The organism is Heyndrickxia acidiproducens DSM 23148, from assembly GCF_000374345.1.
In the GTDB taxonomy this organism is placed as follows: Bacteria; Bacillota; Bacilli; order Bacillales; family Bacillaceae_C; genus Weizmannia; species Weizmannia acidiproducens.
Genome location: NZ_KB893977.1, coordinates 81,930 through 98,687, shown reverse-complemented (window position 1 = coordinate 98,687; position 16,758 = coordinate 81,930). Strand labels below are relative to the sequence as shown.

Annotated in this window: 18 protein-coding genes; 17 read left to right on the top strand and 1 reads right to left on the bottom strand. The window is 46.3% G+C overall.

The features are described from left to right. Positions 1–9 precede the first annotated feature (9 nt). The 6 genes from sigF to C232_RS0101450 all read left to right on the top strand — a co-directional run bounded on the left by sigF (position 10) and on the right by C232_RS0101450 (position 5,480). Entirely contained in the window at positions 10–768 is a 759-nt protein-coding gene (gene sigF / locus C232_RS0101475; protein ID WP_018660519.1) for an RNA polymerase sporulation sigma factor SigF, read from the top strand. 158 nt (positions 769–926) lie between these two features. Then, a complete protein-coding gene (locus C232_RS0101470) occupies positions 927–1,550 on the top strand; it encodes a stage V sporulation protein AA (RefSeq protein WP_018660518.1) in 624 nt (207 codons plus the stop codon). Next, on the top strand, positions 1,540–1,962 hold the full coding sequence (locus tag C232_RS0101465; RefSeq protein WP_026314428.1) for a stage V sporulation protein AB: 423 nt from the start codon (positions 1,540–1,542) through the stop codon (positions 1,960–1,962). Before C232_RS0101470 ends, C232_RS0101465 begins: the two co-directional genes overlap by 11 nt. Positions 1,963–1,979: 17 nt before the next feature. Further along, the gene (locus C232_RS0101460) at positions 1,980–3,461 is read left to right on the top strand and encodes a spore germination protein (RefSeq protein WP_018660514.1); all 1,482 of its coding nucleotides are present in this window, start codon (positions 1,980–1,982) and stop codon (positions 3,459–3,461) included. 205 nt (positions 3,462–3,666) lie between these two features. After that, the gene (gene lysA, locus C232_RS0101455; protein WP_018660512.1) at positions 3,667–4,983 is read left to right on the top strand and encodes a diaminopimelate decarboxylase; all 1,317 of its coding nucleotides are present in this window, start codon (positions 3,667–3,669) and stop codon (positions 4,981–4,983) included. 137 nt (positions 4,984–5,120) lie between these two features. Further along, the gene (locus C232_RS0101450; protein ID WP_018660510.1) at positions 5,121–5,480 is read left to right on the top strand and encodes a GNAT family N-acetyltransferase; all 360 of its coding nucleotides are present in this window, start codon (positions 5,121–5,123) and stop codon (positions 5,478–5,480) included. Between the two features lie 98 nt (positions 5,481–5,578). Here the strand turns inward: C232_RS0101450 and C232_RS19160 are convergent, their stop codons facing one another. Continuing rightward, positions 5,579–5,671 (bottom strand): YjcZ family sporulation protein, encoded by a 93-nt coding sequence (locus tag C232_RS19160; RefSeq protein WP_018660508.1) that lies wholly within the window; start codon positions 5,669–5,671, stop codon positions 5,579–5,581. Positions 5,672–5,822: 151 nt separating this feature from the next. Between C232_RS19160 and C232_RS0101440 the strand changes: the two genes are divergently transcribed. From C232_RS0101440 to C232_RS0101380, 11 genes are all read left to right on the top strand, one after another. Then, entirely contained in the window at positions 5,823–6,569 is a 747-nt protein-coding gene (locus tag C232_RS0101440; RefSeq protein ID WP_026314427.1) for a segregation/condensation protein A, read from the top strand. A 5-nt stretch (positions 6,570–6,574) separates the two neighbouring features. Then, positions 6,575–7,153: an SMC-Scp complex subunit ScpB gene (gene scpB, locus C232_RS0101435; RefSeq protein ID WP_422723649.1), complete on the top strand. Its 579-nt coding sequence runs from the start codon at positions 6,575–6,577 to the stop codon at positions 7,151–7,153. A 149-nt stretch (positions 7,154–7,302) separates the two neighbouring features. Beyond that, complete coding sequence (locus C232_RS0101425) at positions 7,303–8,424, top strand: D-alanyl-D-alanine carboxypeptidase family protein (protein WP_018660500.1); 1,122 nt, start codon at positions 7,303–7,305, stop codon at positions 8,422–8,424. Then, complete coding sequence (locus C232_RS0101420) at positions 8,417–9,007, top strand: nucleoside recognition domain-containing protein (RefSeq protein WP_018660498.1); 591 nt, start codon at positions 8,417–8,419, stop codon at positions 9,005–9,007. Before C232_RS0101425 ends, C232_RS0101420 begins: the two co-directional genes overlap by 8 nt. 7 nt (positions 9,008–9,014) lie before the next feature. After that, positions 9,015–9,542 carry a spore maturation protein gene (locus C232_RS0101415; protein WP_018660496.1) on the top strand — a complete coding sequence of 176 codons (528 nt, stop codon included), beginning with the start codon at positions 9,015–9,017 and terminating at the stop codon, positions 9,540–9,542. Between the two features lie 122 nt (positions 9,543–9,664). After that, positions 9,665–10,405 carry a pseudouridine synthase gene (locus tag C232_RS0101410; protein WP_018660494.1) on the top strand — a complete coding sequence of 247 codons (741 nt, stop codon included), beginning with the start codon at positions 9,665–9,667 and terminating at the stop codon, positions 10,403–10,405. A gap of 140 nt (positions 10,406–10,545) precedes the next feature. Beyond that, positions 10,546–11,085: a thiol-disulfide oxidoreductase ResA gene (resA, locus tag C232_RS0101405; RefSeq protein WP_018660492.1), complete on the top strand. Its 540-nt coding sequence runs from the start codon at positions 10,546–10,548 to the stop codon at positions 11,083–11,085. 15 nt (positions 11,086–11,100) lie between these two features. Continuing rightward, positions 11,101–12,729 (top strand): cytochrome c biogenesis ResB family protein, encoded by a 1,629-nt coding sequence (locus C232_RS0101400; protein ID WP_018660490.1) that lies wholly within the window; start codon positions 11,101–11,103, stop codon positions 12,727–12,729. A 97-nt stretch (positions 12,730–12,826) separates the two neighbouring features. Beyond that, on the top strand, positions 12,827–14,032 hold the full coding sequence (gene ccsB / locus C232_RS0101395; protein WP_018660488.1) for a c-type cytochrome biogenesis protein CcsB: 1,206 nt from the start codon (positions 12,827–12,829) through the stop codon (positions 14,030–14,032). 144 nt (positions 14,033–14,176) lie between these two features. After that, entirely contained in the window at positions 14,177–14,893 is a 717-nt protein-coding gene (locus C232_RS0101385) for a response regulator transcription factor (RefSeq protein ID WP_018660484.1), read from the top strand. Then, a complete protein-coding gene (locus tag C232_RS0101380) occupies positions 14,890–16,680 on the top strand; it encodes an ATP-binding protein (RefSeq protein WP_018660482.1) in 1,791 nt (596 codons plus the stop codon). Before C232_RS0101385 ends, C232_RS0101380 begins: the two co-directional genes overlap by 4 nt. Positions 16,681–16,758 lie beyond the last annotated feature (78 nt).

The following is a 16,758-nucleotide window of genomic DNA, read 5'->3' as shown; positions in this document are numbered from 1 at the left end:
GTCGTGCCGATGGATGTAGAACTGAAAAAAGGCAAAAAACACACCTATTTAAAGGATGAAGAGGTCAAAGACTTAATCAGGCGCAGCCAAAGCGGGGAGCAGGCGGCACGCGATCTGATTGTTGAAAAAAATATGCGGCTGGTCTGGAGCGTTGTCCAGCGCTTTTTAAACCGCGGATACGAACCGGATGATTTATTCCAAATCGGCTGTATCGGCCTCCTAAAATCGGTGGATAAATTTGACTTATCCTACGATGTAAAATTCTCAACCTATGCGGTTCCCATGATCATCGGGGAGATTCAGCGTTTTTTGCGTGATGATGGTACCGTAAAAGTCAGCCGGTCTTTAAAAGAAACGGGCAACCGCATCCGGAAAGCACGTGATGAGTTAACGAAAAAGCACGGCAGGTCGCCCACCGTACTTGAGCTTTCCGAATGGCTCGGGATTACCGTTGAAGACGTTGTAATGGCGCAGGAAGCGGGAAAATCCCCTTCTTCCATCCATGAGACGGTTTATGAAAACGATGGCGACCCCATTACTTTGCTTGACCAGATTTCTGACCAGAATGACCAGAAATGGTTTGATAAAATCGCCTTGCAGGAAGCCATCAGGGGATTGGAAGAAAGGGAACGCCTGATCGTCTACCTCAGATATTACAAAGACCAGACCCAATCTGAAGTCGCCGACCGGCTTGGCATTTCCCAGGTCCAGGTTTCCCGGCTTGAGAAAAAAATATTGGAAGTCATGAAAGAGCGCATGGAGATGTAAAAAGCTATGCGCTTTTTTTGCGCGCAAAAATTCACCCCGAACGATCCATAACAGGGGCGGTTCATCCCCTTTGTTCCTCAAATCATTTCCCCTGTATGCATGAATTGCCCACATTACCGCATACTAACAACGACTAAGATATCGGCGGGGTGATTAAAATGGATGAAACGATATATTTGCGGCCGCGCCACCGGATCCGCGTAAAACCTGATAGTTTAATCCTTCTAACCCATATTGCACAAATCAATGCCCCCGGCCATTTGCAAGGCCTCCTTCCGCAAATTCCTATTTACCATCTTTCAAAAGCGGACCGGGAAACAGTTGTCATTGATTTAATGAAAATGATTACGGCGATAAAAAAACAAGTTCCGGCAGCTGAAATTTCGCCGGTCGGGCCTTCGCAAACCATCATTGAAATTGCCGGGCGGAAAAGGAAAGTGCCGTTCCTGTTATTTACATTGATATGGATCCTGCTTTTTCTCGGGTCAGCCCTTGCGATCATCAATTTTCATGTGGACGTGGGAATGCGGGCGGCCCAAGAGAAAATTTATTATATGATTACCGGTATTCATGACGACACGCCGCTGCTTTTTCAAATTCCATACTCTTTCGGGCTCGGGGCCGGGATGATCATTTTTTTTAACCATTTATTTAAAAAACGGTTTAATGAAGAGCCAAGCCCGCTTGAAGTGGAAATTTTTAATTACCAGCAGGATATCGACCGCTATATTTTGCTGAACGAAAACGAGGAGAACATCAAACACTTTGATGATGATCGTTAAAGATTTATTCGTGGTCCTGCTCGGCTTGGGCGGCGGGCTTGTCGCAGGATGCGGATTTGTAGCTTTTCTCACGGTACTGGGCATTGTACCGAGGCTGGTACAGCTGTCAAAAACAGCCCGGTTTATCCAATCCTATGAATGGTCTGTCGTATTAGGAGCGCTGGCGGGAACATGGGGCAGCCTGAGAAACCCGGCCGGGCAGTTTTCTCCCTTGCTTGCGGTACCTGCCGGCTTATTTTGCGGGGTTTTTGTCGGAATGCTTGCAGCGGCTTTAACAGAAGTCATTAATGTGATTCCAATTTTTGCAAAAAGAATCGGAATCGACGGCCAGCTGGCAAGCGCGCTGATGGCGATTGCCCTCGGGAAAATCATCGGATCCTTGTTCCAGTGGCTCTATTTTATAAATCTTTAAGAAAGGGGCGGATAAGCATGGATAATACGGGCAAGAAAAGGCCGATTCCGGACAACCCGGAAGTGTTGGAAACTTTTTTTAAAGAACATGTTGGTTTAGGCGTCAGCTATGACATCGGGGTAAGAAAGGTCCAAATTCTAAAAAAGGAGTTACAACTTTACTATCTTAACGGACTGGTGGATACCATGTCCATTATCCAAATTCTGAAAACACTCTTCGCGCTGAACAAAGGTGACCATCCTTCCAATAAAGCAGCATATGAGCTGATCCAAAATCAAATTGCCCATATGCAGGTCGAAACTGCCAAAACGCTTGATGAAATGGTGGACCGGGTTTTGTCAGGGCTGATTGCCATCGTTGTGGAAGGGGAAAATGAAGCGATTATCATTGATGTCCGCAATTATCCGGGAAGGACGCCGATGGAGCCGGATACAGAGAAAGTGGTAAGGGGATCACGCGATGGCTACGTGGAAAATATTGTCTTTAACACGGCTTTAACACGCAGGCGCATCCGTGACGAGCGCCTCCGGTTTGAAATGATGAAGGTGGGGGAACGCTCGAAAACAGATGTATCCATTGCCTATATTGATGGTGTTGCTGATCCGGAATTAATCGAAACGGTCAGGCGGGAGATCAAAGCGATAGATACTGACGGCATTACGATGGCGGACAAAACGGTCGAAGAATTTCTGCAAAAACAGGGGTTTAATCCATTTCCGCTGATCCGTTATACTGAGCGTGCAGATGTCGGCGCCGCCCACCTGCTTGAAGGCCATGTATTGATTTTTGTGGATACATCGCCAAGCGTGATGATCACCCCGACCACTGTTTTCCACCATATGCAGCATGCGGAAGAATACCGGCAGGCCGCAGCCGTCGGGACATTTATCCGCTGGGTACGATTTTTGGGGATTTTTACATCCATTTTTCTGCTGCCGCTCTGGTATTTGGTTTCGGTTGACACAGCATTGCTGCCGGACAAGCTGGAATATATCGGCCCCAATAAAGAATCCCACATCCCGCTTATTCTCCAGCTTTTGATTGCCGATCTCGGCGTTGAATTTATGCGGATTGCCGCGATCCATACACCGACGCCGCTGGCCACTGCGATGGGCTTGATTGCGGCCGTTATGGTGGGGGAAATTGCCGTCGAAGTCGGGCTGTTTGTATCAGAAGTGATTCTTTACGTATCAGCAGCAGCCATTGGCACATTTGTAACGCCAAGCTATGAATTAAGCGTTGCCAATAAGATCGCACGTGTTACGCTGTTGATTGCCGTCGGATTTTTTCAGGTGAAGGGATTTGTCATCGGCAGCACGGTGTTCCTTTTATTTCTGGTGTCCATCCGTTCATTAAATACCCCCTATTTCTGGCCGTTCATTCCGTTCAACCCAATGGCGTTTTTGCAAATCATCTTCAGAAGGCCGGTGCCGGGTTCGAAACTGCGGCCGAGCATCGTTCATCCCGGTGACCGGTTCAGGCAGCCGCCCGATGCATAAACTATTGCGGAAATCGCATTTTTATGATAAGTTTAGCATAATTTGATAGAAGATTAAGGCCGGCCCCTGGTGAAAAGATGGCCAGCCCGGTAAAAAGATAGACAGTTTCAATCACGGGCTGTCTATACTTCTTTTCGGCTGCTGCACGGCTTATTGATTCAGGGAAAAGCGAAAGGAATTTATTGTGAACGGTGGGGTTGAAACAATGATTGAATACGGAACGATGAAAGTAAATGGCAAGGGGCATTTGGAAATCGGCGGCGTCGATACGGTTGACCTGGCTGCCCGGTTTGGGACGCCCCTTTATGTATATGATATTGCTTTAATACGGCAGCGGGCCAGAGCATTTAAAGAAACGTTTCAAACGCTTGGGGTAACGGCGCAGGTGGCATATGCCAGCAAAGCTTTTTCGTCCATTGCCATGCTGCAGATTGCGAATGAAGAAGGTTTATCCCTCGATGTGGTTTCAGGCGGGGAACTGTATACGGCCCTGGCTGCTGAATTTCCAGTTGAAAAGATTCATTTTCATGGCAATAATAAAAGCCGCGAAGAACTGGAAATGGCTTTGGATGCAAATATTGGCTGTATCGTTGTCGATAATTTTTATGAACTGGACATGCTGGAAAGGCTGTGCCGCAGCAGAAAGTGCAAAGTGCCGGTTTTATTGCGGGTAACGCCCGGGATAGAGGCACACACGCATGATTATATATTAACGGGCCAGGAAGATTCAAAATTCGGCTTTGGCCTCCAGAATGGGCAGGCTGAAGCCGCACTCAAACAAGCCTTGCAGTCAAATTCTTTTGAACTTCTCGGTATGCACTGTCATATTGGGTCACAAATTTTCGAAACGACCGGTTTCGTTTTGGCGGTGCAAAAAATTATGGCAAAACTGGTGGAATGGAATCATAAATACCATTACTTCCCTGAGGTGCTGAATTTAGGGGGCGGGTTTGGCATCCGCTATACAAACGAAGACCATCCGCTTCCACCCGGTTATTATGTTGAAGAGATTGTAAAAGAAGTAAAAAAACAGGCCCGGGACAACGGCCTCAAGGTACCTGAAATCTGGATTGAGCCTGGACGCTCACTTGTCGGAGAAGCCGGAACGACATTATATTCTGTCGGATCAAGCAAAGAAGTGCCGAATGTCAGAAAATACCTGGCTGTAGACGGCGGCATGAGCGATAATATCCGCCCTGCGCTTTATGATGCCAAATATGAAGCTGTATTTGCCAACCGCCCGCTGGAAAAATGTGAAGAAACCGTGTCAATTGCCGGGAAATGCTGCGAATCCGGGGACATGCTGATATGGGATTTGCCTGTCCCGAAGCCCGAAAGTGATGATTTGCTTGCTGTATTCTGTACCGGCGCTTACGGCTACTCGATGGCCAACAATTATAACCGGATCCCGCGCCCGCCGGTGGTTTTTGTCGAAAGCGGCAGGGCAGAACTTGTCGTCAAACGGGAAACTTATGCCGACTTAATCCGAAATGATATCCGCCTCCGTGTATCCCTGACTTAAGATGCCATGCTTGTTTTTCTGCCATGCATATGGTAAATATGAAGTTGGGTATTTTCCTGTTTACATTCTCTAAAATAAGAATATACTAATAAGTAAAGCGTTTTGAATTAAAACGGATAACATGACGAGGGATATATATGCTAATTCGGTATAAAAAATCATTTGATAAGATCGCAATGGGTCTTTTATCGTTTATGCCAGATGAAAAAGATTTAAAAAAACTCCAGCAAACGAAAAATTTGTATGAAACAGAAGAAAACTGGCAGCTTTTTCTTTGGAAGGAAGATGATGATATCATTGGCCTGATCGGGGTCGTGGTAAACGATGACCGTGTCGAAATCCAGCATATTTCTGTTAATCCATCCTATCGGGACCAGGGGATCGGGAAAAGCATGGTCAAGGCATTGAAACAACTGTATGAAGAAAAAGAAGTGATTCCGAACAAATACATTGTCGATTTTTTTCATAAGTGCAATGAAAAAGAAGACCGGTCATGATCAGGTCTTCTTTTTGCAGACATGATTTTCTTTAAAAAGCGGGAATCATCAGCCAATATAAAGGAACCCCGGTTTTTTCCGGAGTTCCTTTACGGTGGTTACCAGATATAGGCACTGCCGACAATAATCAACAAAATAAAAAGCACAACGATCAAAGCAAAGCCGCTGCCGTAAGCAAATCCGTCTGACATGAGAAACCCTCCCTCAACATTCATTTCATGGTATACTATGTAGACGCCCCCGCTGTTGTATGGGCCTGTGCCTATCCCGGCGGATGCGTTTTGTTTGCATGCCTGTATTGGAAAATGAGTGCTGCTGGAAAAGGAACGGTGTAAGGATTTTATGGAATATAAGGTGAAAATAGATGCGTTTGAAGGCCCGCTTGATCTTCTGCTGCATCTGATCAATCAGCTGGAAATTGATATATATGATATCCCGATGGCTGACATCACAGAGCAGTACCTGGATTATATACATATGATGAAAACGTTGGAACTGAATGTTGCCAGTGAGTATTTGGTAATGGCCGCCACTTTGCTGGCAATCAAAAGTAAAATGCTGCTTCCAAAGCAGGAAACAGAACCGCCCGGGGATGAACTGGATAATGAAGAAGATCCGCGTGATGACCTTGTCGGAAAATTACTGGAATATAAGAAATACAAGGAAGCAGCCCGGGAACTGAAACAACTGGAAAACAACCGCAGCGACATGTTCACAAAACCTCCAAGTGATTTGTCGGAATTTGCCAGCGATATGAATGTAAAAAAAATACCCGCCGATGTGACGATTTATGATATGATCGGCGCATTAAATAAATTGCTGCGCAGAAAAAAATTGCAAAAACCGCTCTCAACGAAAATTACTAGGCAGGAGTTTTCCATCGAAGAGAGAATGGAAGAAGTATTAAATGCCCTGCCGGAAACTCCGGATAGAAAAAGATTCAGCGACTTATTTCCTTTTCAAGATAAAGAATATATCGTCGTCACTTTTTTAGCGATCCTGGAATTGATCAAAAGGCATGAAATCATCGCAGAGCAGGAGAAAAATTTCGGCGAGATCATGGTTGCAAGAAAAGGAGAGAACCGTTAGTGGAGATGATGAATGGGAAGGGGATCCTGGAGAGCCTGTTGTTTGTCGCAGGCGATGAGGGCTTGTCATTAAAGCAGATTACACATGTGATGGAAATAGAAGAATCTGAGGCTGCTGAAATGATTGAAAGTTTAAAGGAAAGTTATGAAAAAGATCCTGATCGGGGAATTATGATGATTGAACTTGCCGGCACCTATCAGCTGGCAACGAAAAAAGAAAACGCGGCCTATCTAAAAAAACTTGTTGAATCGCCGAATACAAATACACTGTCACAGGCCGCGCTGGAGACGCTGGCCATTATTTCTTATAAACAGCCGATTACGAGGATTGAAATAGAAGAAATCCGCGGCGTTAAAACCGAACGCCCGCTGCAAACGCTGATGTCCAAGGGCCTGATCCGGGAAGTCGGCAGGCAAAACGGCGCGGGACGGGCGATTCTTTACGGAACGACAAAAGAATTTCTGGATCATTTCGGCTTAAAGGATTTAAAAGAACTGCCGCCGTTTCCCGAACCGCTGGAAGATGACTTTCCTGAAGAAGAAGCGGATTTGTTTTTTGAAAAATTTAATGAAGAAAAGGATTGAAATCATGTTTCAATCTGCCAACAGGTTTGCAAGCGTTCCGGCTGCAGGCCTTTTTTAATGGTGTTTTTTTATTCTTATGCTGCCGGTTCATGCATAGACTTGTACAAAAGAAAATTGTCCAGCAAAGCTGAAGAAAAAGGAGCTTTTTTATGAAACGACTATTCCTTTATGCAGTGGCGGGATTTGTGTTTTTTGCAGCCCTGCCCTCTTATCCGGCAAAGGCCGCGGATTTATCGGTGCAAGCCGGAAGCGCGATATTAATGGATCAGGATACAGGGAGGATTTTATACGAGAAAAACGCGTATGAACCGCGCAGCATTGCTTCGATCACCAAAATTATGACGGCCATCCTCGCGATTGAATCCGGAAAAATGGATCAGAATGTAGCCGTGACGAGCCGCGCGATTCGTACGGAAGGCTCGTCCTTGTATTTAAGGGCGGGAGATGAATGGAAACTGAAAGATCTCGTGTACGGATTAATGCTGAGATCCGGCAATGATGCCGCGAATGTCATTGCCGAAAGCGTTGGCGGCAGCATTGAAGGATTTGTTTTTATGATGAATGAAAAAGCAAAGGAACTGGGGATGGTGAATACGCATTTCGCCAATCCGAGCGGGCTCGAGGATCCGGACGGGGAGCATTATTCCACCGCTTACGATATGGCCATTTTAACCCGCTATGCCATGCAAAATAAAACGTATCAAAAAATTACCGGCACAAAATTTTACAAAGGCTGGCGCAACAAAAACCGGCTTCTCACCGAGAAATACAAGTATAGTACAGGCGGAAAAACAGGGTTTACAAAAGCGGCGCGGCGTACACTTGTATCAACGGCAGCAAAAAACGGGGAACATCTGATTGCTGTCACGTTAAATGATGCAAATGACTGGGATGACCATATTGCCATGTTTGAATACGGGTTCAGCCATTACGGAAAAAAGTTAATTGCTGAAAAAGGAAAAATTGATGCAGTGACCCATCCATACTTAAAAAATCATGTCTACCTCAAACACGATATCACCTATCCGCTGTCAAAAGACGAAACAGATGCGGTTAAAGTCAAATATAGCGTAGTGAAACCGGAGAAAAATTGGGAAAAACAGGAAAATATCCCTCCTGTTGTCGGGAAAGCCGTGGTCTACCTGAATCGCCAGGTTATCCGCAGCACCCCGATTTATTATAGCCGGAAACCGGTTCCAGAAAAGAAAACGTGGATACAACTGTATAAAAAAGCACTGTTTATCCAACTGGGGATGAGACAGCATGGTTAACTACATTTGGGTCGGTATGGCAATCATCGGGCTGGTGTTTGCGGCGGTAAACGGCAGAATGAAGGAGGTAAATGAAGCGATTTTCCATGCCGCTAATGAAGCAGTAACCATCAGCATCGGTCTCATCAGCGTCCTTGTATTCTGGCTGGGGATGATGAAAATCGCGGAAGCATCCGGGCTGCTTGAAAAGCTTTCGCATTTATTCCGCCCGCTTATTACCAAACTGTTTCCCGAGGTTCCGGAAAATCATCCGGCCATCGGTTATATTTTGTCAAATATGATTGCCAATATGTTCGGGCTCGGGAATGCGGCAACCCCGCTCGGCATCAAAGCAATGGAGCAGCTCTACGAATTGAACGGGCGGAAACGCGAGGCCAGCCGCTCAATGATTACATTCCTTGCCTTAAATACTTCAGGGCTGACGCTGATCCCGACAACGGTGATCGCCATCCGCATGAATTACAATTCCGCGTCCCCTACGGAAATTGTCGCGCCGACTTTAATTGCCACATTCGCCACAACCATCGCAGCGATCGTGATTGACAGATATTTTTACTACCGCAGGGCAAAACGCAGGAGGTGAAGCGGATATGCAGTGGATTTCGCTGATTTCCATCTGGATGATTCCGGCTATGATCGGGTTTATTTTAGTATACAGCACGTGGAAAAGAATTCCTTCCTACGAAGTTTTTGTGGAGGGCGGGAAAGAAGGAATTAAAATTGCTTTTTCCATCATTCCGTTTTTAGTCGGGATGCTGGTGGCTATCACGATTTTCAGGGCATCCGGCGCATTGGAGTTTTTTGTCGGTTTTTTAAAGCCGGTCTTAAGCGTGTTCGGGATCCCCCCGGAAGTCGTGCCGCTTGCCTTCATCCGCCCCATATCCGGCAATGCCGCGCTTGGTATGTTGAGCAGCCTGCTTGAAGCGCATCACCCTGATTCATTAATCGGCAGAATGGCTTCCGTCATCCAGGGCAGCACCGATACAACGCTGTATGTGATCACCGTTTATTTTGGGGCGGTCGGCATTAGAAAAATGGGGGATGCTTTAAAAGTCGGCCTGCTGGCTGATTTAGTCGGGATGGTGATTGCAATGGCGGTGGTGCTTTTATTATTTTGAAACGATATGAAAAATGGCGCCGGCCTGATAAGGCACTTATGAGACTTTCTTTGCTTTTTCTTTCGGGTATGTAATAATGCTAAAAGGAAGGCTTTGTAAAAACGAATATTGAGGTGTAACAGATGGAACGTTTACAAAAAGTAATCGCCCAGGCAGGCATTACTTCCCGGAGAAAAGCAGAACAATTAATTATAGAAGCAAAAGTGAAAGTGAACGGAGAACTGGTAACGGAGCTTGGCACAAAAGTTTCACCGTCCGATAAGATCGAAGTGGAAGGCATTCCAATCGAACGGGAAGAAAAAGTATATTACTTATTTTATAAGCCAAGAGGGGTGATTTCAGCTGTTGACGATGATAAAGGCAGAAAAGTGGTCACTGATTATTTTCAGGAAATCGCAGAAAGGGTGTATCCTGTCGGGCGCCTTGACTATGATACATCCGGCCTTCTATTGGTGACAAATGACGGCGAATTTGCCAATCTGCTGATGCACCCAAGTTTTGAAATTAAAAAAACATATGTGGCAAAAATTGCGGGCATCCCATCAAAACAGGAATTAAGAAAGCTTGAACAGGGGATCAAACTGGAAGACGGAATGACAGCGCCGGCAAGCGCAAAAATGCTCTCCCTCGATAAACGAAAGCAAAAATCGATTGTCGAGCTCACCATCCATGAAGGCAGAAACCGCCAAGTCCGGCGAATGTTTGAGGCAATCGGGTACAAGGTGCAGAAGTTAAGGCGGGAATCGTTCGGCACATTGAAACTGAAGGGAATGAACGCAGGTGAAAAAAGAGAATTAACGCCGCACGAAGTCAAACAATTGCGGGCGCTTGCGCAAAACGGTGAAAAAGGACTGCGGCAGTAGTAAGGCGGGAGGTGTCCGGCAAACGGCGCCTTCATTTTTCAATATCTATTTACAAAACTTTCAAAAATCAGTGAAAAAACGGGAGAAAATGTTATAATGTATGATAGTTATGTGACAGTTTGAAGACAGGGGGATAAGAAATGTCACAAACGAAACAAAAACGCCTGTGGATCCGGACGATTATTCTTGCGCTTTTACTGGCAGCAGTTGCGTATACACTGTATGCAAACCTGACGAAGGAGTCACGCGGAAAGCTGCAGGTTGGAGATCAGGCCCCTGATTTTGTGCTGAAAGATATGAAAGGCAAAAAGCATCAGCTGTCAGATTATAAAGGCCGGGGCGTTTTATTGAATTTCTGGGGAACATGGTGCGAACCCTGCAAAAAAGAAATGCCATATATGAATGAGCTATACAAAACCTACGATAAAAAGGGCGTGAAAATTCTCGCCGTCCATGTCAAGGATACCAAATTTCTTGTCGATGCTTTCGTGAAGCAGTACGGTTTGAATTTTCCGGTTCTGATCGATAAAACCGGTGATGTCCAAACGGCTTACAATATCGATCCGCTTCCCACGACGGTTTTAATCGGACCGGACGGGATTGTAAAAAAAATCGTCATCGGGAACCAGCAGCTGTCGAAAACAGACATTCAGGGTATGATGGAACTTATCAAACCATAACCGAGGAGAAATTTTATGAAAGAGATCAAATGCGAATGCGGCCATGTCAATCCGCCGGGCACTGTGCTGTGTGAAGCATGCGGCAAAGCGCTGACGGAAAAAGCGATGAATGAAAAGCTGCATGATATGCGGTATGAGGGGAGCGCACGCCGGTCACAGACGTACAAAAAAACGGTGGTAGATAAGACCTGGAACTTTTTCTCTTCCGTAAAGACCGGTGTATGGCTGATCATCCTGACTTTGGCTGCCTCATCACTGGGGACGATTCTGCCGCAGCAGGATTATATCCCATCCAACGTTGACCCTGCCGCCTATTACCAGGAGCAGTACGGCTGGTTTGGCTGGCTGTGGTACAAACTCGGATTTGAAGACTTATACGGCTCATGGTGGTATTTGCTGCTGATCGCGCTGATCGGCGTTTCCCTTGTGATCTGCAGCCTGGACCGCTTTATACCGCTGCGGCGGGCTTTGTCCAACCAAAAAGCTTCGCGCCATGAAGGCTTTTTGAAACGGCAGCGCCTGTACCTGAAAACGGATACCGCGATGACGAAAGAAACCTATCTTCATCTCAAGGAGAAGCTTGCGTCCAGGCATTACAAAATCCGCGAAGAAAACGGGAATTTATTTGCGGAAAAGAACCGTTTTTCCCGCTGGGGCCCGTATGTCAACCATATCGGGTTAATCATTTTTCTGCTTGGCTGCATGCTGCGGTTTATCCCCGGCATGTATGTGGATGAACTGGTCTGGGTACGCGAAGGTGAAACAAAAGTCCTTCCCGGCACGAACGAACAGTATGCGATCAAAAATAAAAAATTTACGCTTCAGGTTTACGGCAAAAAGGACAATCAAAATTTTAAGGAGGCCTTAAACACAGCCGGCAAAGTCGCAAAAAATTTCCAGACCGATGTCGTGCTGTATAAACAGAATCCAAAACGCGTCTTGGGGGAAGAAAGGCCGCTTAAAAAAATACAATCCTACTCCATCCAAGTCAATAACCCCCTGAAATTCGGCCATTACGCCGTCTATCAAATGGACTATAAATTAGACGAATTCCAGGAAATGTCGTTCTTATTTGAGCACAAAAGAACCGGAAAGGTATACGGGACTGTAAAAATAGACTTAATCAACCCAAAAAGCGTATATCATCTCGGCCACGGTTATATGGTGAAACTATTAGGCTATTACCCTTCTTTTACAGGCTTTGCGAAAAGTGGGGAACCACAGACAGACTCTTATATTCCAAATAATCCCGCCTTCCTGTTCAGCTTAATTTCTCCGCAGCATCCAAAGGGCGAAAAAAGCTTTGTCGCAATTAAACAGACGGTGGAACCGCTTGGAAAGAACGAGTATAAACTGGCTTTTGCCGGTCTTAAAACGCGGAATGTTTCAGCACTTGCCGTCCGCAAAGACATGACACTCTGGATCCTTGCCATTGGCGGCGCTATTTTTATGATCGGCGTCATTCAGGGAGCGTACTGGAACCACCGCCGTTTTTGGCTGAAACGTTCCGAGTCGGGCATTCTGGCGGCTGCCCACACCAATAAAAACTGGTACGGCCTGAAAAAGGAAATGCAGCTGGTACTGGACGGTACGGGTATGCCGGCTCTCGCCGACCAGCAGGAGAAAAAGAATCGCGGAGGCTGACTACTGATTCCTGCCGGCCGAAAATCGCGGCCCTGTCGCAGCGGTCATGTCATCGGAATGGAAACTGCCAGTCTAATAGGATTAAGGAGGGGGAAAAATGGAGAATCTGGTTACTGTAAGCAGCCAATTGTTATTTGCCGCTTTTATGCTTTATCTCGCCGGGACGCTGTTGTTTGGCGGCGCCATCCGTTCTCCGGGAAAAACGGGCGGCGCAGCAGGAGGCAGCCGGCGCTGGGGGAATCTCGCCATCACGATAACGATGGCAGGATTTATTTGCCAATTGGGCTACTTTGTTACAAGGTGGGTGGCTTCCGGGCACGCCCCGGTGAGTAATTTGTTTGAATTCACTACTTTTTTTGGTATGATGCTTGTTGGAGCGTTTATGGTTTTGTATTTTATCTACCGGACGGCAGTACTCGGCCTGTTTGCCTTGCCGGTAGCCTTACTGATCATTGCCTTTGCCAGCATGTTCCCGACTGAGATCAATCCGCTTGTCCCGTCTTTAAGAAGTTATTGGCTGCAGATTCACGTCACGACAGCGGCAGCGGGGGAAGCGATTTTGGCGGTCAGCTTTGCGGCGGGCCTGATTTATCTCGTTAAAATGGTGGATCAGCAGCGATCAAGTAAACAGACTTTTTGGCTCGAATTTGTTATGCTTTGTTTAATCTGTATGTTGGGTTTTATCGTCGTATCTTCTCTTTTCAGCGCTTTAAAATACGAGGCAGCCTTTAACTGGGTGGATAAAAGCGGGACGGCGAATACAGGTGCCAGCGCCCTCGTTTACCATTTGCCCGCCCTTGCCGGCCCGCATGAAGGCGAGCTTGCAACCGCTGGAAGGATGGAACCGTTGTTTTATGTTCCGGCCTATATAAATGCGGTGAAGCTCAATACGGTCATCTGGTCTGTTTTATCCGGCCTTATCCTGTATGTTCTGATCCGCCTGATTGCCAGAAAACGGATCGGTGCACTGCTCAAGCCGCTCACGAAAAATATGGACGCGGATTTAATCGATGAAATCAGTTACCGTTCTGTCCTGATCGGTTTTCCGGTCTTTACGCTGGGGGCATTGATTTTTGCGATGATATGGGCACAGGTGGCCTGGAGCAGGTTCTGGGGCTGGGATCCGAAAGAAGTGTGGGCATTAATTACCTGGCTGTTTTATGCAGCATTTCTTCATCTGCGGCTGTCAAAGGGCTGGCACGGCGAAAAATCCGCGTGGCTGGCAGTAGTTGGCTTTGCGATTATTTTATTTAATTTGATTGCCGTTAACCTGGTGATTGCGGGATTGCATTCGTATGCGTAATTTCAATTGCGGGCAGCCTTCACATTTGGTGCAGGTTGCCTCCGCATTTAAACATATGGCAGGCATTTGTCAAAAAATATGCCGGCCGGGAACAGAAAGGAAAAGGCCGCAAAACCGGCGGGCAATGTTTTAGGAGGAATATCCATGGATCAAGATGTAAAAATTTTAGTCGTTGACGATGAAGAAAGAATCCGGCGGCTGCTTAAAATGTATTTAGAGAGAGAAAATTATCTCATTGATGAGGCAGAAGATGGTGACACGGCATTACAGAAGGCACTGGAAAATGATTACAGCTGCATTCTGCTCGACATTATGATGCCCGGTAAGGACGGTATTGAGGTCTGCCAGGAGCTGCATGAGAAAAAAGCCACTCCGGTGATTATGCTGACAGCAAAAGGTGAAGAAGCAAACAGGGTGGAAGGGTTTGAAGTAGGCGCAGACGATTATATTGTCAAGCCTTTCAGCCCGCGGGAAGTAGTGCTGCGGGTCAAAGCGCTGCTGAGGCGGTCTTTGCAAACCAGCTTTTTAAGCACCGATACAAAGGCAAAGGATTTGGTTGTATTCCCGCATATTACAATTGACAATGATGCGCATCGCGTCACCGCAGACGGGAATGAAGTCAACTTAACCCCGAAAGAGTATGAATTATTATATTTTCTGGCCAAATCGCCGGATAAAGTGTTTGACCGTGAACAATTGCTGAAGGAAGTCTGGCATTATGAATTTTTCGGTGATTTGCGCACTGTTGATACCCATGTTAAGCGGCTCCGCGAAAAACTGAACAAAGTATCCGAAAACGCAGCAAAAATGATTGTGACCGTTTGGGGAGTGGGCTATAAATTCGAGGTAACGGCCGAATGAGGATCTGGAGGACGGTCGTCGGAAAACTTTGGATGACCATACTGTTTATGGTGGCTTTTGTTTTACTGATTCTGACGATTTTACTGCTGAAGTTTTTCGAAGACTACCATATCAATCAAATTGAACAGGATTTGTCAAATACAGCACAAAAGATCTCCAATATTATGGAAGAACACCCGGGTGATGCCATGGGGAAAGAAATTGCCCTTGGCGTACTGGATAAGCATGAAAAGGTAATGATCTTCTATCCCGATAAAGCGTACACTTATCCGGCCGGATCAAAAAGCTACAAAGGCATATCCTATCAGTCTATTCTAAAGGACAAGCAATTATCGAAAGTTTTTACGCAAAATAAAAAAGTAACAAAGGAATTGGTCCCGCCCAATGGTTCACCCCGGAACAAATACAATCATGTGATTGTTACAGCCGTTCCGCTACATACCGATAACGGAAAGCCCGGCGCCGTTTTTGTCTACCAGTCGCTGGAAGTCTTAAAAGAGACATCTGAGCAAACAACAAAACTCATTCTGCTGGCAGCCGGCATCGCTATCATTTTAACGACCGGATTTGCCTTTTTCTTATCAACCAGGATCGGCGGCCCACTTCACAAAATGAGGGAAGCGGCTTTTGAAGTTGCCAAAGGCAGATTTGATAAAAAAGTACCGATTTTAACCCATGATGAGATTGGAGAACTCGCAACCGCATTTAATACAATGGGGCGGCAGCTGGCCTTTAATATGGACGCCCTCAGACAGGAAAAAGAGCAGCTTAGGAGTATCATGAGCAGTATGGCGGATGGCGTGCTCACGTTCAACCGGGATGGCACGATATTAATTATGAACCCGCCGGCGGAAATGTTTCTGCAGCATTGGTATCATGAACAGGAAAAAGAGGATGAGGCGCCATTGCCGGAAGGCCTTTCCGCACTCATGCAAAAAGTGGTAGATACGGAAAAAGAGCAAACCGGTGAAATTGAAATCAACGGAAGGCATTATGTGCTCATTATCAGTCCGTTATACAACCAGTCACGTATCAGAGGTGTGGTAACGGTTATCCGTGATATGACAGAAGAACGCCGGCTCGATAAACTGCGTGACGATTTTATTGCAAATGTTTCACACGAACTAAGGACACCGGTCGCGATGCTGCAGGGATACAGTGAAGCGATTATTGATGACATTGCGGCGAGCGAAGAAGAGAAGAAGGAATTCGCAAAAATTATTTATGATGAAACGTTAAGGATCGGCCGCCTTGTCAATGAACTGCTGGATTTGGCAAGAATGGAAGCGGGCCATTTTTCGTTCCATATGGAATCTGTCCCGTTTAAAAATTTTGTAGAGCGTGTGACCCATAAGTTTAACGGAATCGCAAAAGAAAAAGGCATAACACTGTCATGTGCGGCGGCATCGGATCACGCACTTGTAATTAATATGGATGCGGACCGGATTGAACAGGTTTTGACGAATCTAATTGATAATGCAATCCGCCATACTGCGCCCAATGGCTATGTGAAAGTGGCAGAGGAGGAAGTGGAAGACGGCGTCTATATCCATGTAGAAGACAACGGTTCCGGCATTCCAAAAGAAGACCTGCCGTTTGTATTTGAGCGCTTTTATAAGGCGGATAAAGCGAGGACACGCGGGAAATCAGGAACAGGTCTCGGGCTTGCGATTGCTAAGAATATTGTCGAAGCGCATAACGGCAGAATTTTTGTCAAAAGCAAACTGGGACAGGGAACGACATTTTCCTTTTTCTTGCCGAAAAAAGCGGATATCCATGCAGAATGACCGCGAAAAATCTTGTTTCATGAGTAACGCTTTTGCCGAAATGTCCGCCGCTCAACCAGGATACGTCTGGAGGGGCGG

Bases quoted from the DNA above. Each gene is read 5' to 3' on its own strand.
- sigF (WP_018660519.1), top strand. From the start codon at position 10: ATGGATGTAGAACTGAAAAAAGGCAAAAAACACACCTATTTAAAGGAT.
- C232_RS0101470 (WP_018660518.1), top strand. From the start codon at position 927: ATGGATGAAACGATATATTTGCGGCCGCGCCACCGGATCCGCGTAAAA.
- C232_RS0101465 (WP_026314428.1), top strand. From the start codon at position 1,540: ATGATCGTTAAAGATTTATTCGTGGTCCTGCTCGGCTTGGGCGGCGGG.
- C232_RS0101460 (WP_018660514.1), top strand. From the start codon at position 1,980: ATGGATAATACGGGCAAGAAAAGGCCGATTCCGGACAACCCGGAAGTG.
- lysA (WP_018660512.1), top strand. From the start codon at position 3,667: ATGATTGAATACGGAACGATGAAAGTAAATGGCAAGGGGCATTTGGAA.
- C232_RS0101450 (WP_018660510.1), top strand. From the start codon at position 5,121: ATGCTAATTCGGTATAAAAAATCATTTGATAAGATCGCAATGGGTCTT.
- C232_RS19160 (WP_018660508.1), bottom strand. From the start codon at position 5,671: ATGTCAGACGGATTTGCTTACGGCAGCGGCTTTGCTTTGATCGTTGTG.
- C232_RS0101440 (WP_026314427.1), top strand. From the start codon at position 5,823: ATGGAATATAAGGTGAAAATAGATGCGTTTGAAGGCCCGCTTGATCTT.
- scpB (WP_422723649.1), top strand. From the start codon at position 6,575: ATGATGAATGGGAAGGGGATCCTGGAGAGCCTGTTGTTTGTCGCAGGC.
- C232_RS0101425 (WP_018660500.1), top strand. From the start codon at position 7,303: ATGAAACGACTATTCCTTTATGCAGTGGCGGGATTTGTGTTTTTTGCA.
- C232_RS0101420 (WP_018660498.1), top strand. From the start codon at position 8,417: ATGGTTAACTACATTTGGGTCGGTATGGCAATCATCGGGCTGGTGTTT.
- C232_RS0101415 (WP_018660496.1), top strand. From the start codon at position 9,015: ATGCAGTGGATTTCGCTGATTTCCATCTGGATGATTCCGGCTATGATC.
- C232_RS0101410 (WP_018660494.1), top strand. From the start codon at position 9,665: ATGGAACGTTTACAAAAAGTAATCGCCCAGGCAGGCATTACTTCCCGG.
- resA (WP_018660492.1), top strand. From the start codon at position 10,546: ATGTCACAAACGAAACAAAAACGCCTGTGGATCCGGACGATTATTCTT.
- C232_RS0101400 (WP_018660490.1), top strand. From the start codon at position 11,101: ATGAAAGAGATCAAATGCGAATGCGGCCATGTCAATCCGCCGGGCACT.
- ccsB (WP_018660488.1), top strand. From the start codon at position 12,827: ATGGAGAATCTGGTTACTGTAAGCAGCCAATTGTTATTTGCCGCTTTT.
- C232_RS0101385 (WP_018660484.1), top strand. From the start codon at position 14,177: ATGGATCAAGATGTAAAAATTTTAGTCGTTGACGATGAAGAAAGAATC.
- C232_RS0101380 (WP_018660482.1), top strand. From the start codon at position 14,890: ATGAGGATCTGGAGGACGGTCGTCGGAAAACTTTGGATGACCATACTG.